We start from the raw sequence: 18,044 nt of genomic DNA on the forward strand, positions 1-18,044 counted from the left end.
GTGTGGGGGCACCCCGGGATCACAGGACACCGGGGTGCCCCTGGTGACCTCCGCGCCGTATCCTTCGAGTGACCAACGTGAATGTTTTCATTCAGGAGGACGGCCGATGCCAACCGTTCGTGCGCCGCGTGGCACAGCGCTTACCGCGCAAGGCTGGCCGCAGGAGGCCGCACTCCGGATGCTCCAGAACAACCTCGACCCCGAGGTGGCGGAACATCCCGAGCAACTCGTCGTGTACGGCGGTTCCGGCAAGGCCGCCCGGGACTGGCCGTCCTTCCAGGCGATCGTCCGCACGCTGACCACGCTCGCGGGCGACGAGACGCTGCTGGTGCAGTCCGGCCGCCCGGTCGGGGTGATGCGGACGCACGAGTGGGCGCCCCGGGTGCTGATCGCCAACTCCAATCTGGTGCCGGACTGGGCGAACTGGGAGGAGTTCCGGCGGCTTGAGGCGGCCGGGCTCACCATGTACGGCCAGATGACCGCGGGTTCGTGGATCTATATCGGGACGCAGGGGATCCTGCAGGGGACGTACGAGACGTTCGCCGCCGTGGCCGCCAAGCGGTTCGGCGGCTCGCTGGCCGGGACGATCACGCTCACCGCCGGGCTCGGCGGCATGGGCGGGGCGCAGCCGCTCGCGGTCACCATGAACGGCGGGGTGGCGATCTGCGTCGACTGCGATCCGCGGAGCATCTCGCGGCGCATCGAGCATCGGTATCTGGATGTGCGGGCCGCCGACCTGGACGAGGCGCTGCGGCTGGCCTACGAGGCGCGCGACGCGCGGCGGGCGCTCAGCATCGGGGTGGAGGGCAACGCCGCCGAGGTAGTGCCGGAGCTGCTGCGCCGGGGCGCGGAGATCGACGTGGTCACCGACCAGACCTCCGCGCACGATCCGCTGATGTATCTGCCGGTCGGGATCGCGTTCGAGGAGATGGCGGCGGCCCGGGAGAAGGACCCGGCCGGGTTCACCACCCGGGCGCGGGAGTCGATGGCCACTCACGTGGCGGCGATGGTCGGCTTCCAGGACGCGGGCGCCGAGGTCTTCGACTACGGCAACTCCATCCGCGGCGAAGCCCAGCTGGCCGGATACGCCCGCGCGTTCGCGTTCCCCGGCTTCGTGCCCGCCTACATCCGGCCGCTGTTCTGCGAGGGCAAAGGCCCGTTCCGCTGGGCCGCGCTCAGTGGCGACCCGCGCGACATCCACGCCACCGACCAGGCCATCCTCGACCTGTTCCCCGACAACGAGCCGCTCGCCCGCTGGATCAGGCTGGCCGGAGAACGCGTGCGGTTCCAGGGCCTGCCGGCTCGCATCTGCTGGCTCGGGTACGGCGAGCGCGACCGCGCCGGCGAGCGTTTCAACGCCATGGTCGCCGACGGGACCATCAGCGCCCCCGTGGTCATCGGCCGCGACCACCTCGACTGCGGCAGCGTCGCCTCCCCCTACCGCGAAACCGAGGGCATGGCCGACGGCTCCGACGCCATCGCCGACTGGCCCCTGCTCAACGCCATGGTCAACGTCGCCTCCGGCGCCTCCTGGGTCTCCCTCCACCACGGCGGCGGCGTCGGCATCGGCCGCTCCATCCACGCCGGCCAGGTCACCGTCGCCGACGGCACCCCCCTCGCCGCCGAAAAACTCAACCGCGTCCTCACCAACGACCCCGGCATGGGCGTCATCCGCCACGCCGACGCCGGCTACGACTCAGCCACCGAAGTCGCCAACGACCGAGGAGTCCGCATCCCGATGCGCGAAAACTAAGGTCGCCAAGTTGCTCGCCGCACCCCGGCGCCGTTCACCTCCGCCTCAGCCCTCGCCGACCCGGCGCCAAAGGGGGGCCGTCATCGATCCGCCTTCCAAGAACCCAGAATGCCGTTGCCGCTCTTGGCGCCGGTGCGGTGCGAACCATCGGCAGCGTTAACGGCGCCGGATAACGGTGAGTAACCCGGCGAACTGCTCATTCTGTTGGGTGCTCCAGCGAAGGGTTGCTGAAGGAGTTGGGTGTGAGAGAAGGACTTGGGTGGTTGTTGGAGGGGAGGCGGCTTTCTCCGGTGCAGCGGAGAATTGCTCATTATCTGGGGGAGCACCTGCATGAGGCGATTTTTCTGTCGAGTGTTGAGTTGGCGGAGCGGGTGGGGGTTAGTCAGCCTTCGGTGACGCGGTTTGCGGCGGCGTTGGGGTTCGCGGGGTATCCGGAGCTTCGGCAGGCGTTGCGGCCGCTGGTTCTTGGCGGGGCCGGGGGTGGTCATGCCGATCTTTTGGGGGAGCGGGCTCTGGTCCGGGATGCCTTGGATGGTGAGATTCGCAACCTCACCGCGCTTCGGAATCGCATCGGCGGGTGGTCGGCGGAGGCCATGTCAGCGGCGGGTTCTCACAATCCGGTAGCCGATGGGCTGATGGGGGTGGTCGCGGAGTTGGGGGTGGCGTTGGCGGGGTCGGAGCCTTTGCCGGTGGTGGGGGTGCGGGTGTCGACTGGGCTGGCGACGACGTTCGCGTATTTCGCGCGGCGGATTCATCCGGATGTGCGGTTGCTGACCCATGGGGGGTCGGAGCTGGCGGATGGGTTGCACGCCGCGCGGCGGGCGGGGGCGGCCTGGGTGCTGGCGGTGGTGCTGCCGAGGTATCCGGTGGAGGCCGTGGCGGCATTGGAGCTGGCGCGGGAGCTGGGGTTGCGGGTGGCGGTGATCACGGATCGGGCCGATGCGCCGTTCGCCGCCGACGTGATCCTGGACGCGCCGGTGGGGGAGCGGCTGGTGTTCGATTCGCATGCGGCGCCGCTGGCCCTGGCCATGGTGCTGGTGGAGGCCATGGCCGACGCGGCGCCGCTGCGAACTCAGGCTCGCCTGGAGGAGTACGAGCGGATGACCGAGCAACAGGGGGTCTTCGTCACCCCGCCATCTTGCGGAGAGAGCGCATCGACCAGATCAGGGTGATCACGGCGAGGACGGCGAGCAGGCCGAAAGCGGTGGGGATGGTGCTGTCGGACAGATCATCCCGGAAGAGCGCGCGACCGGCTTCGACGCCGTAGTAGAGCGGGTTGAACCTGGCGGCGGTCTGCAGCCAGTCGGGCCCGAGCGAGATCGGCAGGAACAGGCCCGCGATCAGGGTCAGCGGCATGGCGAAGAACTGCACGATCTGCGACATGCCGTTCTCGTCGCGGAGCGCCAGCGCCAGGCCGTAGGAGAGGCTGGCGGCGAACAGGCCGGTCGTGGCCATCAGGGCGAGCATGATCAGGAAGGCCAGCAGCCCGATCCGCAGGCCCATCAGCATGGCCACGCCCATCACCAGGATGGCCTGGAGCACCAGGGTGATCATGTCCTTGGCCACCCGGCCGAGGATGATCGCCGGAGGCCAGGCCGGACTGACCGCGAGCCGCTCGAGCACGCCGTTGCGGGTCTCGTTGATCAGCCCGAACCCGGCGAACAGCGACCCGAACAGGGCGATCATCATCATCGAGCCGGGCGTGAACATGGCCAGCACCTCGGGCATCGACCCACTCGGGGTCGTGCTGCCCAGCAGCGGCGCGAAGAAGATCAGATACATGACCGGCTGCACGATGCCGAACACCGGCCAGACCGGATTGCGGAGCAGGAACCGGAGCTCGTAGCCCAGGAAAAGGGACGTATGGCGAAGCATGGGGGGAAATCCTTCGAGGTTCAGGCGGCGTCGCGGAGCGAGCGGCCGGTGTGGCGGAGGAAGACGTCGTCGAGCGTGGCCCGATCCAGCGAGATCGAGTCGAGGGTGAGGTTGCGCTCCTCGAGCGCCCGCAGCAGATGCGGCAGCCCGTGCTCCCCGTCGTCCAGGTAGGCGCGCAGCACGTCATCCTCCGCGCGGACCTCCTTGATGTAGTCCTGGGCGGCCAGCAGCTCGCGCGCCTCGTCGATGCCCTTGAGCCTCAGGGTGACGACGTCGCCCGCCACTTCCTTCTTGAGCTCGGTGGGCGTGCCCTCAGCGACGATCTTGCCGTGGTCGATGATGACCAGCCGGTCGCAGAGCGCGTCGGCCTCGTCCAGATAGTGGGTGGTCAGCAGCACGCTGGTGCCCTGGGCGCGCAGGTCGCGCACCTCGTCCCACAGGTTCGCCCGGTTCTGCGGGTCGAGACCGGTGGTCGGCTCGTCCAGGAAGACCAGCGGCGGCTTGGTCACCAGGCCGATGGCCAGCGCGAACCGGCGCTTCTGTCCGCCGGACAGGGTCTTGGCCGGGCGGTTGGCGATCTCGGACAGGCTGAACGCCTGCAACAGCTCGTCGGATCTGATCCTGGCCTGTTTACGCGACATGCCGCTGAGCCTGGCCGCCAGCATCAGGCTCTCCAGACCCGGGGCGTTGTCGTCAACCCCGCCCGCCTGGCTGACGTAACCGATGTTCTCCCGGACCTTGGCCGCCTCCTTCACCACGTCGAACCCGGCCACCCTGGCCGTGCCGGAGGTGGGGGCGGTGAAGGTGGCCAGCATCCGGACCGTCGTGGTCTTCCCGGCGCCGTTGGGACCCAGCGCCGCGAAGATCTCACCCGCCTCGACGCCCAGGTCGATGCCCTGCACGGCCTGGACTTCCTCGGTCTTGCCGCGGCCACGTTTGGCGATGAAGGTCTTACGAAGATCATTCGCTTCGATGATCATATTTACTCCGTATTCAGGGGGATTGCCAGCATGAGGGGTTACCCGGCGTGAGGGTCAAGGGGTTTTCCGGCCGCCGGCATGCCCTCATCCTGCCTGCCACCACCGACAATTCCGCGAAGTTCCGCTGCTAGGGAAGCTCCCCGTCCTTCACCCGCCCGATCGCCTCGCTCACCCAGGCGAGCTGGGCGGTGAGCTGGGCGGCGTTGAGCCGCAGGCACTCGTCCACGTGCCGGGGCGCGCCGAAGGCCTGCTTGCCGCCCATCGCCCGCTCGGTCATCGAGATGGCCGCCCGCAACTGCTCGGCCCTGGCCTCCATGGCGACCACCAGATCCGCGGGCGCGAGGCGGTCCATGAAGGTGAGCGCGACCTGGAACGGGTCCACGATGGGCTGGATCTCCCACCAGGAGGTGAGTAGCCGCCGCTGGAACTCCAGCCGGCCGTCCGGGGTCAGCTCGTAGACGGTCTTCCCGCCCTTGCCCTGCTCGACCACCGTGAGCAGGCCCTCCTCCGCCATCTTGGCCAAGCCGTGGTAGATCGACCCGAAGGCCACGTTGGCCCAGTGGCTCGCCCCCCACAGCTCGAGGCGGCGGCGCACCTCGTAGCCGTGCAACGGGCCGTCCAGCAGGGTGCCGAGGATGAGTATCCGGGTAGAGGACATGCTCAAATTTATATACAAATTTGAATGATCACGTCAACGCGATAAGCTTGCCGGTATGAGCGAACGTCCAACGGCCCTGGTCACCGGTGCCTCGCGCGGTCTCGGAGCGGCGATCGCCCGCGCCCTGGCCCCGGACTACGACCTCGTTCTCGGCGGGCGCGGGGGAGCGGACCTTGCCCTGATGTGCGCGGAACTCGACGCCCGCCCGCTGTCGGTGGACCTGACCGCGCTCAGCCCGTTCGATGTGGCCGGGGTCGGCCGGGTGGACCTGCTGGTGCACAGCGCGGGCATGGTCAAGCTGGGCAGCGTCGAGGACACCCCGGCCGAGGTCTGGCGTGCCACCTACGAGCTGAACGTCATCGCGGTCGCCGAACTCACCCGTCTCCTGCTGCCCGAACTGCGCGCCACCCGGGGTCACGTCGTGATCATCAACTCCGGCGCCGGCCTGCGGGCCCACCCCGGCTGGGTCTCCTACGCCGCGAGCAAGTTCGCCCTCCGCGCCTTCGCCGACGTGCTCCGCCAGGAAGAAGCGCCCCACGGCATCCGCGTCACCACGATCTACCCGGGCCGTATGGCCACCGACATGCAACGCGAGGTGCGCGAACAGGAAGGCGGCGAGTTCCAGCCGGATCGTTACCTGACCCCGGATTCGGTCGCCCGCGCAGTCCTGGCCGCGGTCACCACCTCCCCAGACGCCCACCTCACCGAAATAACCATCCGCCCCTCCGCGCAACCCCCGCACCAATAGTCGTACGTCCCGCGCCCGTGTCTGGACCGAGAAACGCAGCTCCCGAAGCCATCTGGGCAACCGCCGCGCCGTAGGTCGTATGTCGCGGCCGAGCCCGCCGATCCGGAGGATCGGCCATGTCGCTGAATGGTTTCATTCACTAGGGTAGGAAGCATGCTCGAAGTGCTAGCGGGGATCGGGAGGAATGGCCGGACCGGTGGTTACCAGCGTGACGCGTGGTCGCCGCCTGAGCTGGAGCTTCGTGAGTGGTTCCGGCAGGAGGCCGACGCGCGCGGCATGGACCGGCACGAGGACCGCAACGGCAACCTCTGGGCCTGGTGGGGAGACCCGGACAGGAAACCCGGTGTCGTCACCGGCAGTCATCTGGACTCCGTGCGTGAGGGTGGCGCCTTTGACGGGCCGCTGGGCGTGGTGTCGGCCTTCCACGCCGTGGACGCGCTCCGGGCGAGCGGCTTCACGCCGAGTCGCCCGCTCGGGATCGTCAGCTTCAGCGACGAGGAGGGCGCCAGGTTCGGTGTGCCCTGCGTCGGATCCCGGCTGCTCACCGGCATCCTGCCGCCCGAGCGGGCGCGCGGCCTGACCGGGGACGACGGGGTCACGCTGGCCGAGGTCATGCGCGCCCAGGGCCGCGACCCCGCCGCGCTCGGCCGGGACCGGGAGACCCTCGCCCGGGTGAGCGTGTTCGTGGAGTTGCACATCGAACAGGGCCGGGCGCTGACCGCGCCGGTCGGGGTGGCCGCCGCGATCTGGCCGCACGGCCGCTGGCGCTTCGACTTCCACGGCACCGCCGACCACGCCGGCACGACGGCCCTGGCCGACCGGAACGACCCGACGCTCAGGTACGCGCAGGCGGTGCTGTCCGCCCGCGAGGTCGCGGAAAAACTGGGCGTGGTCGCCACCTTCGGCAAGGTTCTGATCCAGCCGAACAACGCCAACGCGATCCCGTCCCTGGTCTCGGCCTGGCTGGACGCCCGGGGCGCGGACGAGGACGCGGTGCGCCGCCTGGTGGCCGAACTCTCCGAAGGCCAGGAGGTCGTCTGCGAATCCTGGACCCCGGAAGTCGCCTTCCCGGCCGCGCTGCGCGACCGCGTGGCCGCCATCGCCGGAGACCCCGCCCCGATCCTGCCGACGGGAGCCGGTCACGACGCCGGAATCCTCGCCTCCGCCGGGATCCCCGCCGCGATGCTGTTCGTCCGCAACCCCACAGGTGTCTCCCACTCGCCCGCCGAGTTCGCCGAGCCCGGCGACTGCGCCGCCGGGGTCACCGCCCTCGCGGCCGTCCTGGCCGACCTGTGTGGGGAGGCGGCATGACCCGCTACGAGCCTGGCGACTGCGCGGCCGGGGCCACCGCCCTCGCGGGGGTCCTGGCCGACTTGTGCGGGGAGGCGATATGACCCGCTACTGGTGCGAACTGGCCTGGCTTCCCCCCGGCGAGGTCATCTCCGGCGTCCTGATCACGATCGAGGGCCGCTGGATCCTCGACGTCACTCGCCACGCCGACCCCCCGCCCGGCGCGGTGCGCCTCCCCGGCTTCACCATCCCGGGCCTCGCCAACGCGCACTCGCACGCCTTCCACCGGGCGCTGCGCGGCCACACCCAGACCGAACGCGGCTCGTTCTGGACCTGGCGCGAGCAGATGTACGCGGTGGCCGCCCGCCTCGACCCCGACAACTACTACGCCCTGGCCAAGGCCGTGTACGCCGAGATGGCGCTGGCCGGAATCACCTCCGTCGGCGAGTTCCACTACGTCCACCACGGTCCCGACGGCACGCCGTACAAGGACGGGAACGAGATGGGCCACGCGCTGATCCAGGCCGCGCGCGAGGCCGGGCTGCGCGTCGCGATGCTGGACACCTGCTACCTGACCGGCGGATTCGGGGCCGCGCTGCAGGGCCCGCAGGTGCGGTTCGGCGACGGGAACGCGCACCGCTGGGCCGAGCGCGCCGAGGAGCTGGCCGCCGCCTACCACGGCGAGGAGGACGTGGAGATCGGCGCCGCCATCCACTCCGTGCGCGCGGTCCCGCCCGAGCAGATGCCCACGGTGGTGGAGTTCGCGCACCGGCAGGCGGGCCCGCTGCACGCGCACGTCTCCGAGCAGCGCGCCGAGAACGACGCCTGCGTGGCCGCCTACGCCGCCTCCCCGGTCCGGGTGCTGCACGAGCACGGCGCGCTCGGCCCGCGCTCCACGGCCGTGCACGCCACCCACCTGTCGGAGGAGGACATCGCGCTGCTGTCCGGCTCCGGCACGCACGTCTGCATGTGCCCGACCACCGAACGCGACCTGGCCGACGGCATCGGACCCGCCCGCCACCTGCGCGAGTCGGGCTGCCCGATCACCCTCGGCTCCGACAGCCACGCGATCGTGGACCTGTTCGAGGAAGCCCGCGCGGTCGAGCTGAACGAGCGCCTGGCCACCCAGGAACGCGGCCACTGGCAGGCCGCGGAACTGCTGAACGCCGCCACCGCCGCGGGCCACGCCTCGCTCGGGTTCCCCGACGCCGGCTTCCTGCTCCCGGGCGCGCACGCCGATCTGGTCACGGTCCGGCTCGACTCGGTCCGTACGGCTGGCACGACCGCCGGTTCGGCGGTGGAATCGGTGATGTTCGCGGCGATCGGGGCGGATGTCAGCTCGGTGGTGTCGGGCGGGCGGCGGATCGTCGAGGACGGCAGGCACACGCTGGGCGAGGTCGGCGCGCTGCTGCGGACCGCCATCGACGCGGTCCGCGGCTGAGCGGCCGGAATTCAGGGTGGGGGACGTTCAGGTGGGGACGATGACGGCAACGCTGTTCCATGGGATCGGGCAGCTCTATACCGGCGATCCGGAGCGGGAGGAGATCACCGACGCCGCCTTGGTCGTCGAGAGCGGCGCCGTGGTCTGGGTGGGGGAAGCCGCCGACGCCCCGCTGGCCGACCGCAACGTGGACGTGGACGGCCGCGCGATCCTGCCGGGTTTCGTGGACAGCCACGCCCACCTGGTCTTCGCCGGGGACCGCACCGCCGAGTTCGCGGCCAGGATGGCGGGCCGGCCGTACTCGGCGGGAGGCATCCGCACCACCGTGGCCGCCACCCGCGCGGCCACCACCCCGGCGCTGGCCGCCAACACCGCCGCGCTGGTCTCGGAGATGATCGCCCAGGGCACCACCACCATGGAGATCAAGAGCGGGTACGGCCTGACCGTCGAGGACGAGCGCAGATCCCTGGAGATCGCCTCCGCGTTCACCCCCGAGACCACCTACCTGGGAGCCCACGTCGTCCCGGACGGCGACCCCGACCGCTACGTGCGGCTGGCGGCGGGCCCGATGCTGGACGCCTGCGCGCCGTACGCCAAGTGGGTGGACGTGTTCTGCGAGCGCGGCGCGTTCGACGAGGACCAGACCAGGGAGATCCTGGCCGCCGGGCTGAAGGCCGGGCTGCAGGCCCGGGTGCACGCCGGCCAGCTGGGGGAGGGGCCGGGGGTGCGGGTGGCCTGCGAGCTGGGGGCGGCCTCGGCCGACCACTGCACCCACCTGAGCGACCAGGACGTGGACCTGCTGGCCGCCAGCGGGGTGGTGGCCACCCTGCTGCCGGGGGCGGAGTTCTCGACCCGCTCGCCCTATCCGGACGCGCGGCGGCTGCTCGACGCCGGAGTGACGGTGGCGCTGGCGACGGACTGCAATCCGGGCTCCTCGTTCACCTCCTCGATGCCGTTCTGCGTGGCGCTGGCCGTACGGGAGATGGGCATGACGCCGCTGGAGGCGGTGCGGGCGGCGACCCGGGGCGGGGCGGCGGCGCTGCGGCGCGCCGACGTCGGGACGCTGGGGCAGGGCGCCCGCGCGGATCTCGTCATCCTGGACGCGCCCTCGTACGTGCATCTGGCCTACCGGCCGGGAGTTCCGCTGGTCGCACAGGTGTGGCAGGCGGGACGGCGCGTCGTTTGATTCCCGATTCCCCGGGCAGACGGCCGGAATTCCGGGTGCGCATCCTCCTGTAGGAGGAAACCAAAACCGTTCCCGGGTCGTATTTGTTAAGGGAATCTTTGCCCTGATCGATCCGTTGGTCGTTGCAGGACGAAGCGTTGATGAATCATGCAGAATCATGCCGCGGCGGAACGAGGTGCCATCGAAATGGCGACGGGGAATCGCACGGGAGAGGTAGCGGACCGGGATCTGCTGGGAACCTATCTGGCCGAGATCGGGCGTGTGCCGCTGTTGACCGCGGAGGAGGAGGTGGAGCTCGCCAAACGCATCGAGGCCGGCCTCTTCGCGGAACAGCTGCTCGACTCCGGTGACGCGGAGCCCAAGCTGGGTGACGCGCTGGACGAGGAGCTGGAACGCATCGCGGTCTCCGGCCACCGGGCGAAGGACGAGTTCATCCAGGCCAACCTGCGGCTGGTGGTGGCGGTGGCACGGAAATACTCGGGGCGTGGCATGCCGCTGATCGACCTGGTGCAGGAGGGGAACCTGGGCCTGGTGCGCGCGGTGGAGAAATTCGACTATCGGCGTGGCTACAAATTCTCGACATACGCGACATGGTGGATCCGGCAGTCGGTGGGGCGCGCCATCCACGAGCAGGCGAGACCGGTGCGGCTGCCGACGCACGCGGGTGAGCAGATGACCCGGCTGATGCGGGTGCGCCGGGACATGCTCGCCGAATTCGACACCGAACCCACCGACGTGGATCTGGCCGAGGTGCTGGACCTGCCGATCGAGCGGGTCAGGGAGCTGCGCCGCTGGGCCTCCGACCCGGTCTCGCTGCAACTGGGCGTGGGCGACGAGGACGAGACCGAGCTCGGCGACATGATCGCCGACGACACCTGGGCCGACCCCGAGCAGCAGGCCATGGCCACCCTGGAGAAGGAGCGCCTGGAGCAGTGGCTGACCGGCCTGGAGGGTCAGGCCAGGGAGATGCTGCGCTGGCGTTACGGCCTGGTGGACGGCCGCGAGCACACCCTCACCGAGGTCGGCGAGCGGTATGGCATCGGCAGGGACCGGGCCCGCCGGGTGGAGCGCGACGCGCTGGCCCGGCTGCGGAAGATGGCCCACGCGGCGGCTTGACCAGGGCTTTACCAACGCGCACCCCTTTGGGGGTGCGCGTTTTTGTCTTTCCACACGATCCGAAACCTTCCCGAAACATGCCACAAACGAGTTTCACAGATGTGAAACACGCCACGTCGTGACCTGAAACGGCAGAAGAACACGCTGGCGCCCACGGAAGAGGACCCGAGCGGTCGGTGAGAGCCGGTGGCGGAGGCGCGCTCGTCCGAATACGTCAGTGTGCCAGCCGGTCAATGAAGCCTGGGTGAAGCCCACTGCGCACGTGATAACCGGCCACACGCCAATGGGAAGGAGGGCCGCGTCGATGGAAATCGATACCGGCTCCACTGCCTGGATGATCACAGCGACAGCACTCGTGTTGCTGATGACTCCAGGTCTCGCTTTCTTCTACGGGGGCATGACCAGGGCAAAGAGTGTCCTGAACATGATGATGATGTCCTGGGTCAGTATCGTCGTGGTGACGGTGGCCTGGGTCCTGTATGGTCACTCGCTCGCCTTCGACGCCGCCGGGGACGGGACGGGCATCGTCAACAAGCTCGTCGGCGGTCTGGACAACTGGGGACTCACCGGCCTCGTTGAGACAGCCACCAAGGACGACGGCACCGGGATGCCCAACCTGGTCTTCTCGGCCTTCCAGCTCACTTTCGCGATCATCACCGTTGCCCTGATCAGCGGCGCCATCGCGGACCGGGCCAAGTTCGGCGCGTGGGTGGTCTTCTCCGCGCTGTGGGCCACGGTGGTCTACTTCCCGGTCGCCCACTGGGTCTGGGGCGGCGGCTGGCTGGCCAACCTCGGCATCGAGGACTTCGCGGGTGGCACGGTCGTGCACATCAACGCCGGTGCCGCGGCGCTCGCGCTCGCGCTGGTGCTGGGCAAGCGGTCCGGCTGGGGCAAGGATCCGATGCGCCCCCACAACCTGACCCTGGTGCTCCTCGGCGCCGGCATCCTGTGGTTCGGCTGGTTCGGCTTCAACGCCGGCTCCGAGCTGGCGGTCGACGGCACCACCGGACTCGCCTTCATGAACACCCAGATCGCGACCGCTGTCGCGGCCGGCACCTGGATCATCGTGGAGAAGGTGCGCGACGGCCACTCCACCACCCTCGGCATCGCCTCCGGCGCGGTCTCCGGCCTCGTCGCCATCACCCCTGCCTGTGGTTTCGTGGACCCGTGGGCGGCCGCCGTCATCGGCATCCTCGCCGGTGGCATCTGCGCCTTCGCCGTGGGCCTGAAGTACAAGCTCAACTACGACGACTCCCTCGACGTGGTCGGCGTGCACCTGGTCGGCGGCGTGATCGGCGCGGTCGCGCTCGGCTTCGTCGCGGCCTACCCGTTCGCCGACGGCCAGGAGAAGGGCATCCTCGTCGGCGGTCCGATCTCCCAGCTGGGCGTCCAGATCCTCGGTCCGGTGGCGGTCGGCCTGTACTCCTTCGTCGTGACCTACATCCTCGGCAAGATCGTCGACAAGACGATGGGCTTCCGGATCACGCAGGAGGAAGAGGTCACCGGCATCGACATCACCACCCACGCCGAGACCGGCTACGACCTCGGCACGATCCACTCCTCGGGCGTAACCTCCTCGAACGGGCCGGCGGTTCCGGCTGAGGCCAAGAAGGTGGACGCATGAAGCTCATCACCGCAATCATCAAGCCGTTCAAACTCGACGACGTCAAAGCCGCTCTCGAGCAGTTCGGCGTCAAGGGCCTCACGGTCAGCGAGGCCAGCGGCTACGGCCGCCAGAAGGGCCACACCGAGGTCTACCGCGGCGCCGAGTACCAGGTCGACCTGGTGCCCAAGGTCCGGGTCGAGGTGCTGACCGAGGAGGACGACGTCGAGGACGTCATCGACGTCATCGTCAAGGCCGCCCAGACCGGCAAGATCGGCGACGGCAAGGTCTGGTCCGTGCCGGTGGACACGGTGATCCGTGTCCGCACCGGTGAACGCGGGCCGGAGGCGCTGTAACCGAATGATGAGAGGGGAAGCTCGCTCGTTCGCCGCGGCCCGCAAGGAGCGGGCCGCGGATATCGACCGCTGGCTCACCGATCTGTTCCGCACGGCGATCAGCCAGCGGAACGGGAAGAGCGGGCTCCCCGAAATCGAGAGAGGCGGCGAGCGCGCCACCGCGGGAAGCGGGGTCGCGCTCGTCGCCGTCGGCAGCCTGGGCCGGGGGGAGCTGGCCCCCGGCAGTGACCTGGACCTGGTCCTGCTGCACAACGGCCGCGACGACGTCGCCCAGATCGCCGACCGCATCTGGTACCCGATCTGGGACTCCGGGATCGGCCTGGACCACTCGGTCCGCACCGTCGACGAGGCCGCCAAGGTGGCCCGGGAGGATCTGAAGGCCGTGCTCGGCCTCATCCAGGCCCGGCACATCAGTGGCGATCCCGAGCTCACCCGGGCCGCGCGCGAAGCCGTACTGGTGGAGTGGCGGGCCGACTCGCGGCGGCGCCTGGGCGAGCTGCGGGAGGCCGCCGACCACCGGGCCGACTCCAGCGGGGAGCTGGCCTTCCTGCTCGAACCCGATCTGAAGGACGCGCGCGGCGGCATCCGCGACGTGCAGGCGATGCAGGCCGTGGCCGCCGCCTGGGTCGCCTCCGCCCCCGGGCCCCGGGTGCGGGAGGCGTACGAGCTGCTGCTGGACATCCGGCACGGGCTGCACCTGGTCACCGCGCGCGGCACCGACCGGCTGGTGCTGCAGGAGCAGGACGCGGTGGCCGGCACGCTCGGCCTGCTGGACGCCGAGGCGCTGATGCGCCGCCTGGCCGAGGCCGGGCGCACGATCGCGCACGCCTTCGACGCCACCTGGCGGACGGTGGACCGGCTGCTGTCCGGGCCCGCCCCGCGCGGCCGCCGCCCGCTCGCCGACGGCGTGGTGGAGCACGGCGGCGAGGTGGTGCTGGCGCGCGGCGTCAGCCCCCGCAACGATCCCGTCCTGGTGCTGCGCGCCGCCGCGGCCGCCGCAGAAGCCGGGCTGCCGCTGGCCCCGGCCACCGTGAGCATGCTGGCCGCCCAGTCCCCGCCGCTGCCGGTGCCCTGGCCGGACGATGCCAGGGACGCCCTGGTCGGCCTGCTCGGCGCGGGCCGCGCGGCCGTGCCGGTGTGGGAGGAACTCGACCAGGCGGGCGTGCTGGTCCGGCTGATCCCCGACTGGGAGCGGGTACGGCACCGCCCGCAGCGCAACCCGATCCACACCTACACCGTGGACCGGCACCTGATCGAGACGGCCGCCGGAGCCGCCGCCTTCACCCGCGAGGTGTCCCGCCCCGACCTGCTGCTGATCGGCGCGCTGCTGCACGACATCGGCAAGGGCTGGCCGGGCGACCACTCCAGCACCGGCGAGGTGGTGGTCCGCGACATCGCCACCCGGATGGGGCTGCCCGCCGCCGACGTGGACGTGCTGGCCACCATGGTCCGCCACCACCTGCTGCTGCCGGAGACCGCGACCCGCCGCGACCTGGACGACCCGATGACGATCTCCCGGGTGGCCGGCGCGGTCGGCACCCGCGAGGTGCTCGACCTGCTGGCCGCGCTGGCGGTCGCCGACGGCCAGGCCACCGGGCCGGCCGCCTGGAACAGCTGGAAGGCCTCCCTGGTCTCCGACCTGGTGCGCCGGGTCAGGTCCGCGCTGAACGGCACCCCGCCCGCGCCCGCGCCGAGCCTGTCGCAGGAGCAGGCGTCGCTGGCCCGGCACGGCGGCGGCGCGATCCGGGTCAACGGCGGCGCGGTCACCGTGGTCGCCCCGGACCGGCCGGGACTGCTGTGGCGCGCGGCCGGGGTGCTGGCCGCGCACCGGATGGTGGTGCGCTCGGCCTCCGCCGCCTCGGCCGGCTCCACGGCCGTGATCGAGTTCGCGGTGGTCCCCGAGTACGGCTCGCCCCCCGACCCGGCGACCCTGGAGGCGGACCTGCGCCTGGTGCTGGCCGGGCGCCTGGACATCGAGCAGCGGCTGGCCCGCAGGACCCGATCGCTGCGCCCGCCCCGGGTGCCGGTGGCGCCGCCGCGGGTGACGCTGGTGGACGACGCCTCCAGCACGGCCACCGTGGTCGAGGTGCGCGCGCACGATCGCCCCGGCCTGCTGTGGAAGATCGGCAGGGCCTTCGGGGACTGTGGCCTGGACGTGCGCGCGGCGCGGGTGGAGACGCTGGGTGCGGAGGCGGTGGACGTCTTCTACGTGGTGGACCGGGCCGGCCGGCCCATCCTGGACGAGCAGCAGCGCACCCAAGTGCGGGAACAGGTGCTTATCGCACTTAGATGATCTTCTGTCCGGTCCTGTGCCTTGGGATCATTCCTCTTACCAGTTGGTAACGATTGCGTCCCTTGTATCGGTAAGGCCTCTTACCATCGTGACCTTGTGGTCGAATTGTCCGCGCTTGTCTAGCAATGGCATTTGACGTTTTAGCGGGGGCCGGTGAGTACGGAACAAAAGACCGGAGAACGGGAACGGGCCAAACGCTTCGCGCTGCGGAACTGGCGCGTGCCAACCCGGCTGACCGCCCTGATCCTCGCGCCGACCCTGATCGCCGTCATCCTGGCGGGCATCCGAGTCACCGAATCAGTCGACATCATCGCCGCCAACGAACGCACCCTGACCGCCGCCGAGTACGCGGCCCGGCTGCGCGACCTCAGCCAGCAGCTCGGGACCGAACGCGACCGCACGGCCTGGCTGGACGGCCTGACCGGCGTGCGCGCCTCGCTCCGCGATCCCGGCCGCGTCCTCCAGCAGCAGCAATACGACCTGAACCAGCAGAAGGCCGCCGTCGACCGCCTGCTGGCCGCCTCCATCGACGACGTCAAGCAGATCGACGAGTCCTACGGCGAGCGCGCCGCCGAGGAGGCCAAGCAGACGCTCAACCGGCTGGAGGTCATCGCCGACAGCCACGCCGCGGAACGCGACAAGGACGAGGCGACCTCGGTCTTCTTCGACTACGGCCAGGCCATCGCCACCATCCTGCGCCTGCACGACGAGCTCGGCGAGATCAGCGACGACCCGCAGGTGGTCGCCGCCTCGCGGGCCCTGTCCGCGCTGGCCCACGCCAAGGACGAGGCCTCCCAGCAGCGCGCCGTGCTGACCACGGAGCTGCTGGAGCCGCGCCAGGCCTTCACCCCCGACGACCTGCAGCGCTTCCTCGGTTCCTGGTCCCGGCAGGCCGGCTACACCACCGCGTTCAACGCCGAGGCCGACACGGCCGCGTTCACGGCCTTCTACGCCGCCCGCAGCGTGCCGGCCGCCAGGGACGTGGAGATGACCAAGGCGTGGGCGGTCGCGCTCGGCTCCCGCAACCACGCGCTGCGCCCGATCCCCGGCCGGGTGATCACCGCGCAGGAGTGGTTCAAGGACAACACCGTCGCCCTGGAGGCGCTCAAGGGCGTGGAGCGGCAGGTGGCCGACCAGGTGCTGGGCCGGGCCTCCGCCCTGCAGTCCGCCGAGCAGCGCAGCGCCCTCATCGCGGGCGGCCTCATCCTCGTGCTGATCCTGCTGGTGCTGGCCACCACCGTGCTCATCGCCCGCTCGATGGTGCGCCCGCTGCGGCGACTGCGGGCCGAGGCCCTGGAGATCGCCGGGATCCGCCTGCCCGAGGTGGTGCGGCGGATGCGCGAGGCGAGCGAGCCCCAGCAGCCCGCCGACGACCACTCGGTCACCGTGGACAGCGCCGACGAGATCGGCGAGGTGGCGCAGGCCTTCGACGAGGTGCACCAGCAGGCGGTCCGGCTGGCCGCCGAGGAGTCGCAGCTGCGCAACAACGTCAACGCGATGTTCGTCAACCTGTCCCGCCGGACCCAGACCCTGGTGGAGCGGCAGATCTCGCTCATCGACGGCCTGGAACGCGGCGAGCAGGACGGCACCCGCCTCGCCGACCTGTTCAAGCTGGACCACCTGGCCACCCGCATGCGCCGCAACAGTGAGAACCTGCTGGTGCTGGCCGGGCACGAGCCCGCGCGCAAGCGCAGCCAGCCCGCCCGCCTGGTGGACGTGGTCCGGGCGTCGCTGTCGGAGGTCGAGGGCTACGAGCGGGTCACGGTGCGGGTGCACCGGTCCGCGGCCGTGGCCGGGCACGCGGCGAACGACGTGGTGCACCTGGTCGCGGAGTTGGTCGAGAACGCGGTCGCGTTCTCCTCGCGGGACACCAAGGTGATCGTCTCCAGCAGCCCGATCGAGGGCGGCGCGGTCCTGCTCGCGGTCAGCGACACCGGCATCGGGCTGGCCCCCGAGGAGATCATGGAGATCAACCGGCGGCTGGCCGAGCCGCCCACCGTGGACGTGTCGGTCTCCCGGCGGATGGGCCTGTTCGTGGTCGGCCGGCTGGCGCAGCGGCACGGGATCCGGGTGCAGCTGCGGCCGGGTGACGCGAACGGGCTGATCGCGATGGTGCTGTTCCCGGCGGAGCTGATCGCCAACCCGGACGCCAAGCCGGTGGCCACCGGATACGGCGAGGTTCCGGCCTGGCCGACGCCCGCCGCCATCGAGCCCTCCGGCGCGTTCCATACGCCCACGACCACCAGCGGCCTGCCGGTGCGCAGGCCGGTGACGGCGCAGGAACCGCCACGGGAGATGCCCGGACAGATGCCAGGCCAGATGCCCGGTCAGGTGCCGCGGCAGATGCCCAGGGAGCCGGCCTCCTCCAACGGGTGGTCGGCGTTCGGGGCGCCGCCCCGGCCGGAGTCGGCGGGGGAGACCACCGCCGCGTTCCCCGCCTTCACCGAGCATTCGGGGGCGTTCCCGGTGCTGGGCGCGCCGTCGTACGAGCCGCGCGCGGAGTCGCTGGAACGCGGCGACGAGTACCTGCCGATCTTCGCCTCGGTGGAGTCGGCCTGGTTCCGCCCTCCGGACCCGAAGCCCCCGGTCGTGCCGCCGCAGAGCACGCCGCCCCAGGGCGTGCCCATGCCGCCGCAGGCCGTACCGCCGCAGAGTGCCTGGCGGTCCAGCGCGGACACCGGCTATCGCGCGGCGGCGGCGGCCAACGAGCCGGCCGCGGGCGGGGTGACGCCGGCGGGGCTGCCC

Annotated in this window: 14 protein-coding genes; 11 read left to right on the forward strand and 3 right to left on the reverse strand. The window is 70.8% G+C overall.

What is annotated here, in order from left to right:
• Positions 1-106 precede the first annotated feature (106 nt).
• Both hutU and Aple_RS23180 read left to right on the forward strand, forming a co-directional pair.
• Positions 107-1,753, forward strand: a complete 1,647-nt coding sequence (gene hutU, locus Aple_RS23175; RefSeq protein ID WP_155346778.1) for a urocanate hydratase — start codon at positions 107-109, stop codon at positions 1,751-1,753.
• Between the two features lie 290 nt (positions 1,754-2,043).
• Positions 2,044-2,925, forward strand: coding sequence for a MurR/RpiR family transcriptional regulator (locus tag Aple_RS23180; protein ID WP_246264730.1), 882 nt, complete (start codon positions 2,044-2,046; stop codon positions 2,923-2,925).
• On the opposite strand, the gene Aple_RS23185 is transcribed toward Aple_RS23180, so the two are convergent.
• From Aple_RS23185 to Aple_RS23195, 3 genes are all read right to left on the reverse strand, one after another.
• Positions 2,879-3,628: an ABC transporter permease gene (locus Aple_RS23185; RefSeq protein ID WP_155346779.1), complete on the reverse strand. Its 750-nt coding sequence runs from the start codon at positions 3,626-3,628 to the stop codon at positions 2,879-2,881. The two genes, Aple_RS23180 and Aple_RS23185, sit on opposite strands and share 47 nt — an antisense overlap.
• 20 nt (positions 3,629-3,648) lie before the next feature.
• Positions 3,649-4,608 (reverse strand): ATP-binding cassette domain-containing protein, encoded by a 960-nt coding sequence (locus tag Aple_RS23190; protein WP_155346780.1) that lies wholly within the window; start codon positions 4,606-4,608, stop codon positions 3,649-3,651.
• A gap of 127 nt (positions 4,609-4,735) precedes the next feature.
• Positions 4,736-5,266: a PadR family transcriptional regulator gene (locus Aple_RS23195; protein WP_155346781.1), complete on the reverse strand. Its 531-nt coding sequence runs from the start codon at positions 5,264-5,266 to the stop codon at positions 4,736-4,738.
• Between the two features lie 55 nt (positions 5,267-5,321).
• Between Aple_RS23195 and Aple_RS23200 the strand changes: the two genes are divergently transcribed.
• The 9 genes from Aple_RS23200 to Aple_RS23240 all read left to right on the forward strand — a co-directional run.
• A complete protein-coding gene (locus tag Aple_RS23200; protein ID WP_155346782.1) occupies positions 5,322-6,014 on the forward strand; it encodes an SDR family oxidoreductase in 693 nt (230 codons plus the stop codon).
• Between the two features lie 153 nt (positions 6,015-6,167).
• A complete protein-coding gene (locus Aple_RS23205) occupies positions 6,168-7,325 on the forward strand; it encodes an allantoate amidohydrolase (RefSeq protein ID WP_155346783.1) in 1,158 nt (385 codons plus the stop codon).
• A gap of 79 nt (positions 7,326-7,404) precedes the next feature.
• Positions 7,405-8,745, forward strand: coding sequence for a formimidoylglutamate deiminase (locus Aple_RS23210; RefSeq protein WP_155346784.1), 1,341 nt, complete (start codon positions 7,405-7,407; stop codon positions 8,743-8,745).
• A 40-nt stretch (positions 8,746-8,785) separates the two neighbouring features.
• Entirely contained in the window at positions 8,786-9,931 is a 1,146-nt protein-coding gene (hutI, locus tag Aple_RS23215) for an imidazolonepropionase (protein WP_155346785.1), read from the forward strand.
• 186 nt (positions 9,932-10,117) lie between these two features.
• On the forward strand, positions 10,118-11,047 hold the full coding sequence (locus Aple_RS23220; RefSeq protein WP_155346786.1) for a sigma-70 family RNA polymerase sigma factor: 930 nt from the start codon (positions 10,118-10,120) through the stop codon (positions 11,045-11,047).
• A 304-nt stretch (positions 11,048-11,351) separates the two neighbouring features.
• Positions 11,352-12,671 (forward strand): ammonium transporter, encoded by a 1,320-nt coding sequence (locus tag Aple_RS23225; RefSeq protein ID WP_155346787.1) that lies wholly within the window; start codon positions 11,352-11,354, stop codon positions 12,669-12,671.
• Positions 12,668-13,006 carry a P-II family nitrogen regulator gene (locus Aple_RS23230; RefSeq protein ID WP_155346788.1) on the forward strand — a complete coding sequence of 113 codons (339 nt, stop codon included), beginning with the start codon at positions 12,668-12,670 and terminating at the stop codon, positions 13,004-13,006. The genes Aple_RS23225 and Aple_RS23230 overlap by 4 nt, the downstream gene beginning before the upstream one ends.
• A 4-nt stretch (positions 13,007-13,010) precedes the next feature.
• A complete protein-coding gene (locus Aple_RS23235; protein ID WP_246264717.1) occupies positions 13,011-15,299 on the forward strand; it encodes a [protein-PII] uridylyltransferase in 2,289 nt (762 codons plus the stop codon).
• A 153-nt stretch (positions 15,300-15,452) separates the two neighbouring features.
• Positions 15,453-18,044 (forward strand): sensor histidine kinase (locus Aple_RS23240; RefSeq protein WP_155346789.1); only part of this gene is annotated, 2,592 nt, incomplete at its 3' end.

The sequence above is a fragment of the Acrocarpospora pleiomorpha genome (assembly GCF_009687885.1).
Lineage (GTDB): Bacteria > Actinomycetota > Actinomycetes > Streptosporangiales > Streptosporangiaceae > Acrocarpospora > Acrocarpospora pleiomorpha.

Coding starts and splice junctions, on each gene's coding strand:
- hutU (WP_155346778.1), top strand. CDS start 107: ATGCCAACCGTTCGTGCGCCGCGTGGCACAGCGCTTACCGCGCAAGGC.
- Aple_RS23185 (WP_155346779.1), bottom strand. CDS start 3,628: ATGCTTCGCCATACGTCCCTTTTCCTGGGCTACGAGCTCCGGTTCCTG.
- Aple_RS23190 (WP_155346780.1), bottom strand. CDS start 4,608: ATGATCATCGAAGCGAATGATCTTCGTAAGACCTTCATCGCCAAACGT.
- Aple_RS23195 (WP_155346781.1), bottom strand. CDS start 5,266: ATGTCCTCTACCCGGATACTCATCCTCGGCACCCTGCTGGACGGCCCG.
- Aple_RS23200 (WP_155346782.1), top strand. CDS start 5,322: ATGAGCGAACGTCCAACGGCCCTGGTCACCGGTGCCTCGCGCGGTCTC.
- Aple_RS23205 (WP_155346783.1), top strand. CDS start 6,168: ATGCTCGAAGTGCTAGCGGGGATCGGGAGGAATGGCCGGACCGGTGGT.
- Aple_RS23210 (WP_155346784.1), top strand. CDS start 7,405: ATGACCCGCTACTGGTGCGAACTGGCCTGGCTTCCCCCCGGCGAGGTC.
- hutI (WP_155346785.1), top strand. CDS start 8,786: ATGACGGCAACGCTGTTCCATGGGATCGGGCAGCTCTATACCGGCGAT.
- Aple_RS23220 (WP_155346786.1), top strand. CDS start 10,118: ATGGCGACGGGGAATCGCACGGGAGAGGTAGCGGACCGGGATCTGCTG.
- Aple_RS23225 (WP_155346787.1), top strand. CDS start 11,352: ATGGAAATCGATACCGGCTCCACTGCCTGGATGATCACAGCGACAGCA.
- Aple_RS23230 (WP_155346788.1), top strand. CDS start 12,668: ATGAAGCTCATCACCGCAATCATCAAGCCGTTCAAACTCGACGACGTC.
- Aple_RS23235 (WP_246264717.1), top strand. CDS start 13,011: ATGATGAGAGGGGAAGCTCGCTCGTTCGCCGCGGCCCGCAAGGAGCGG.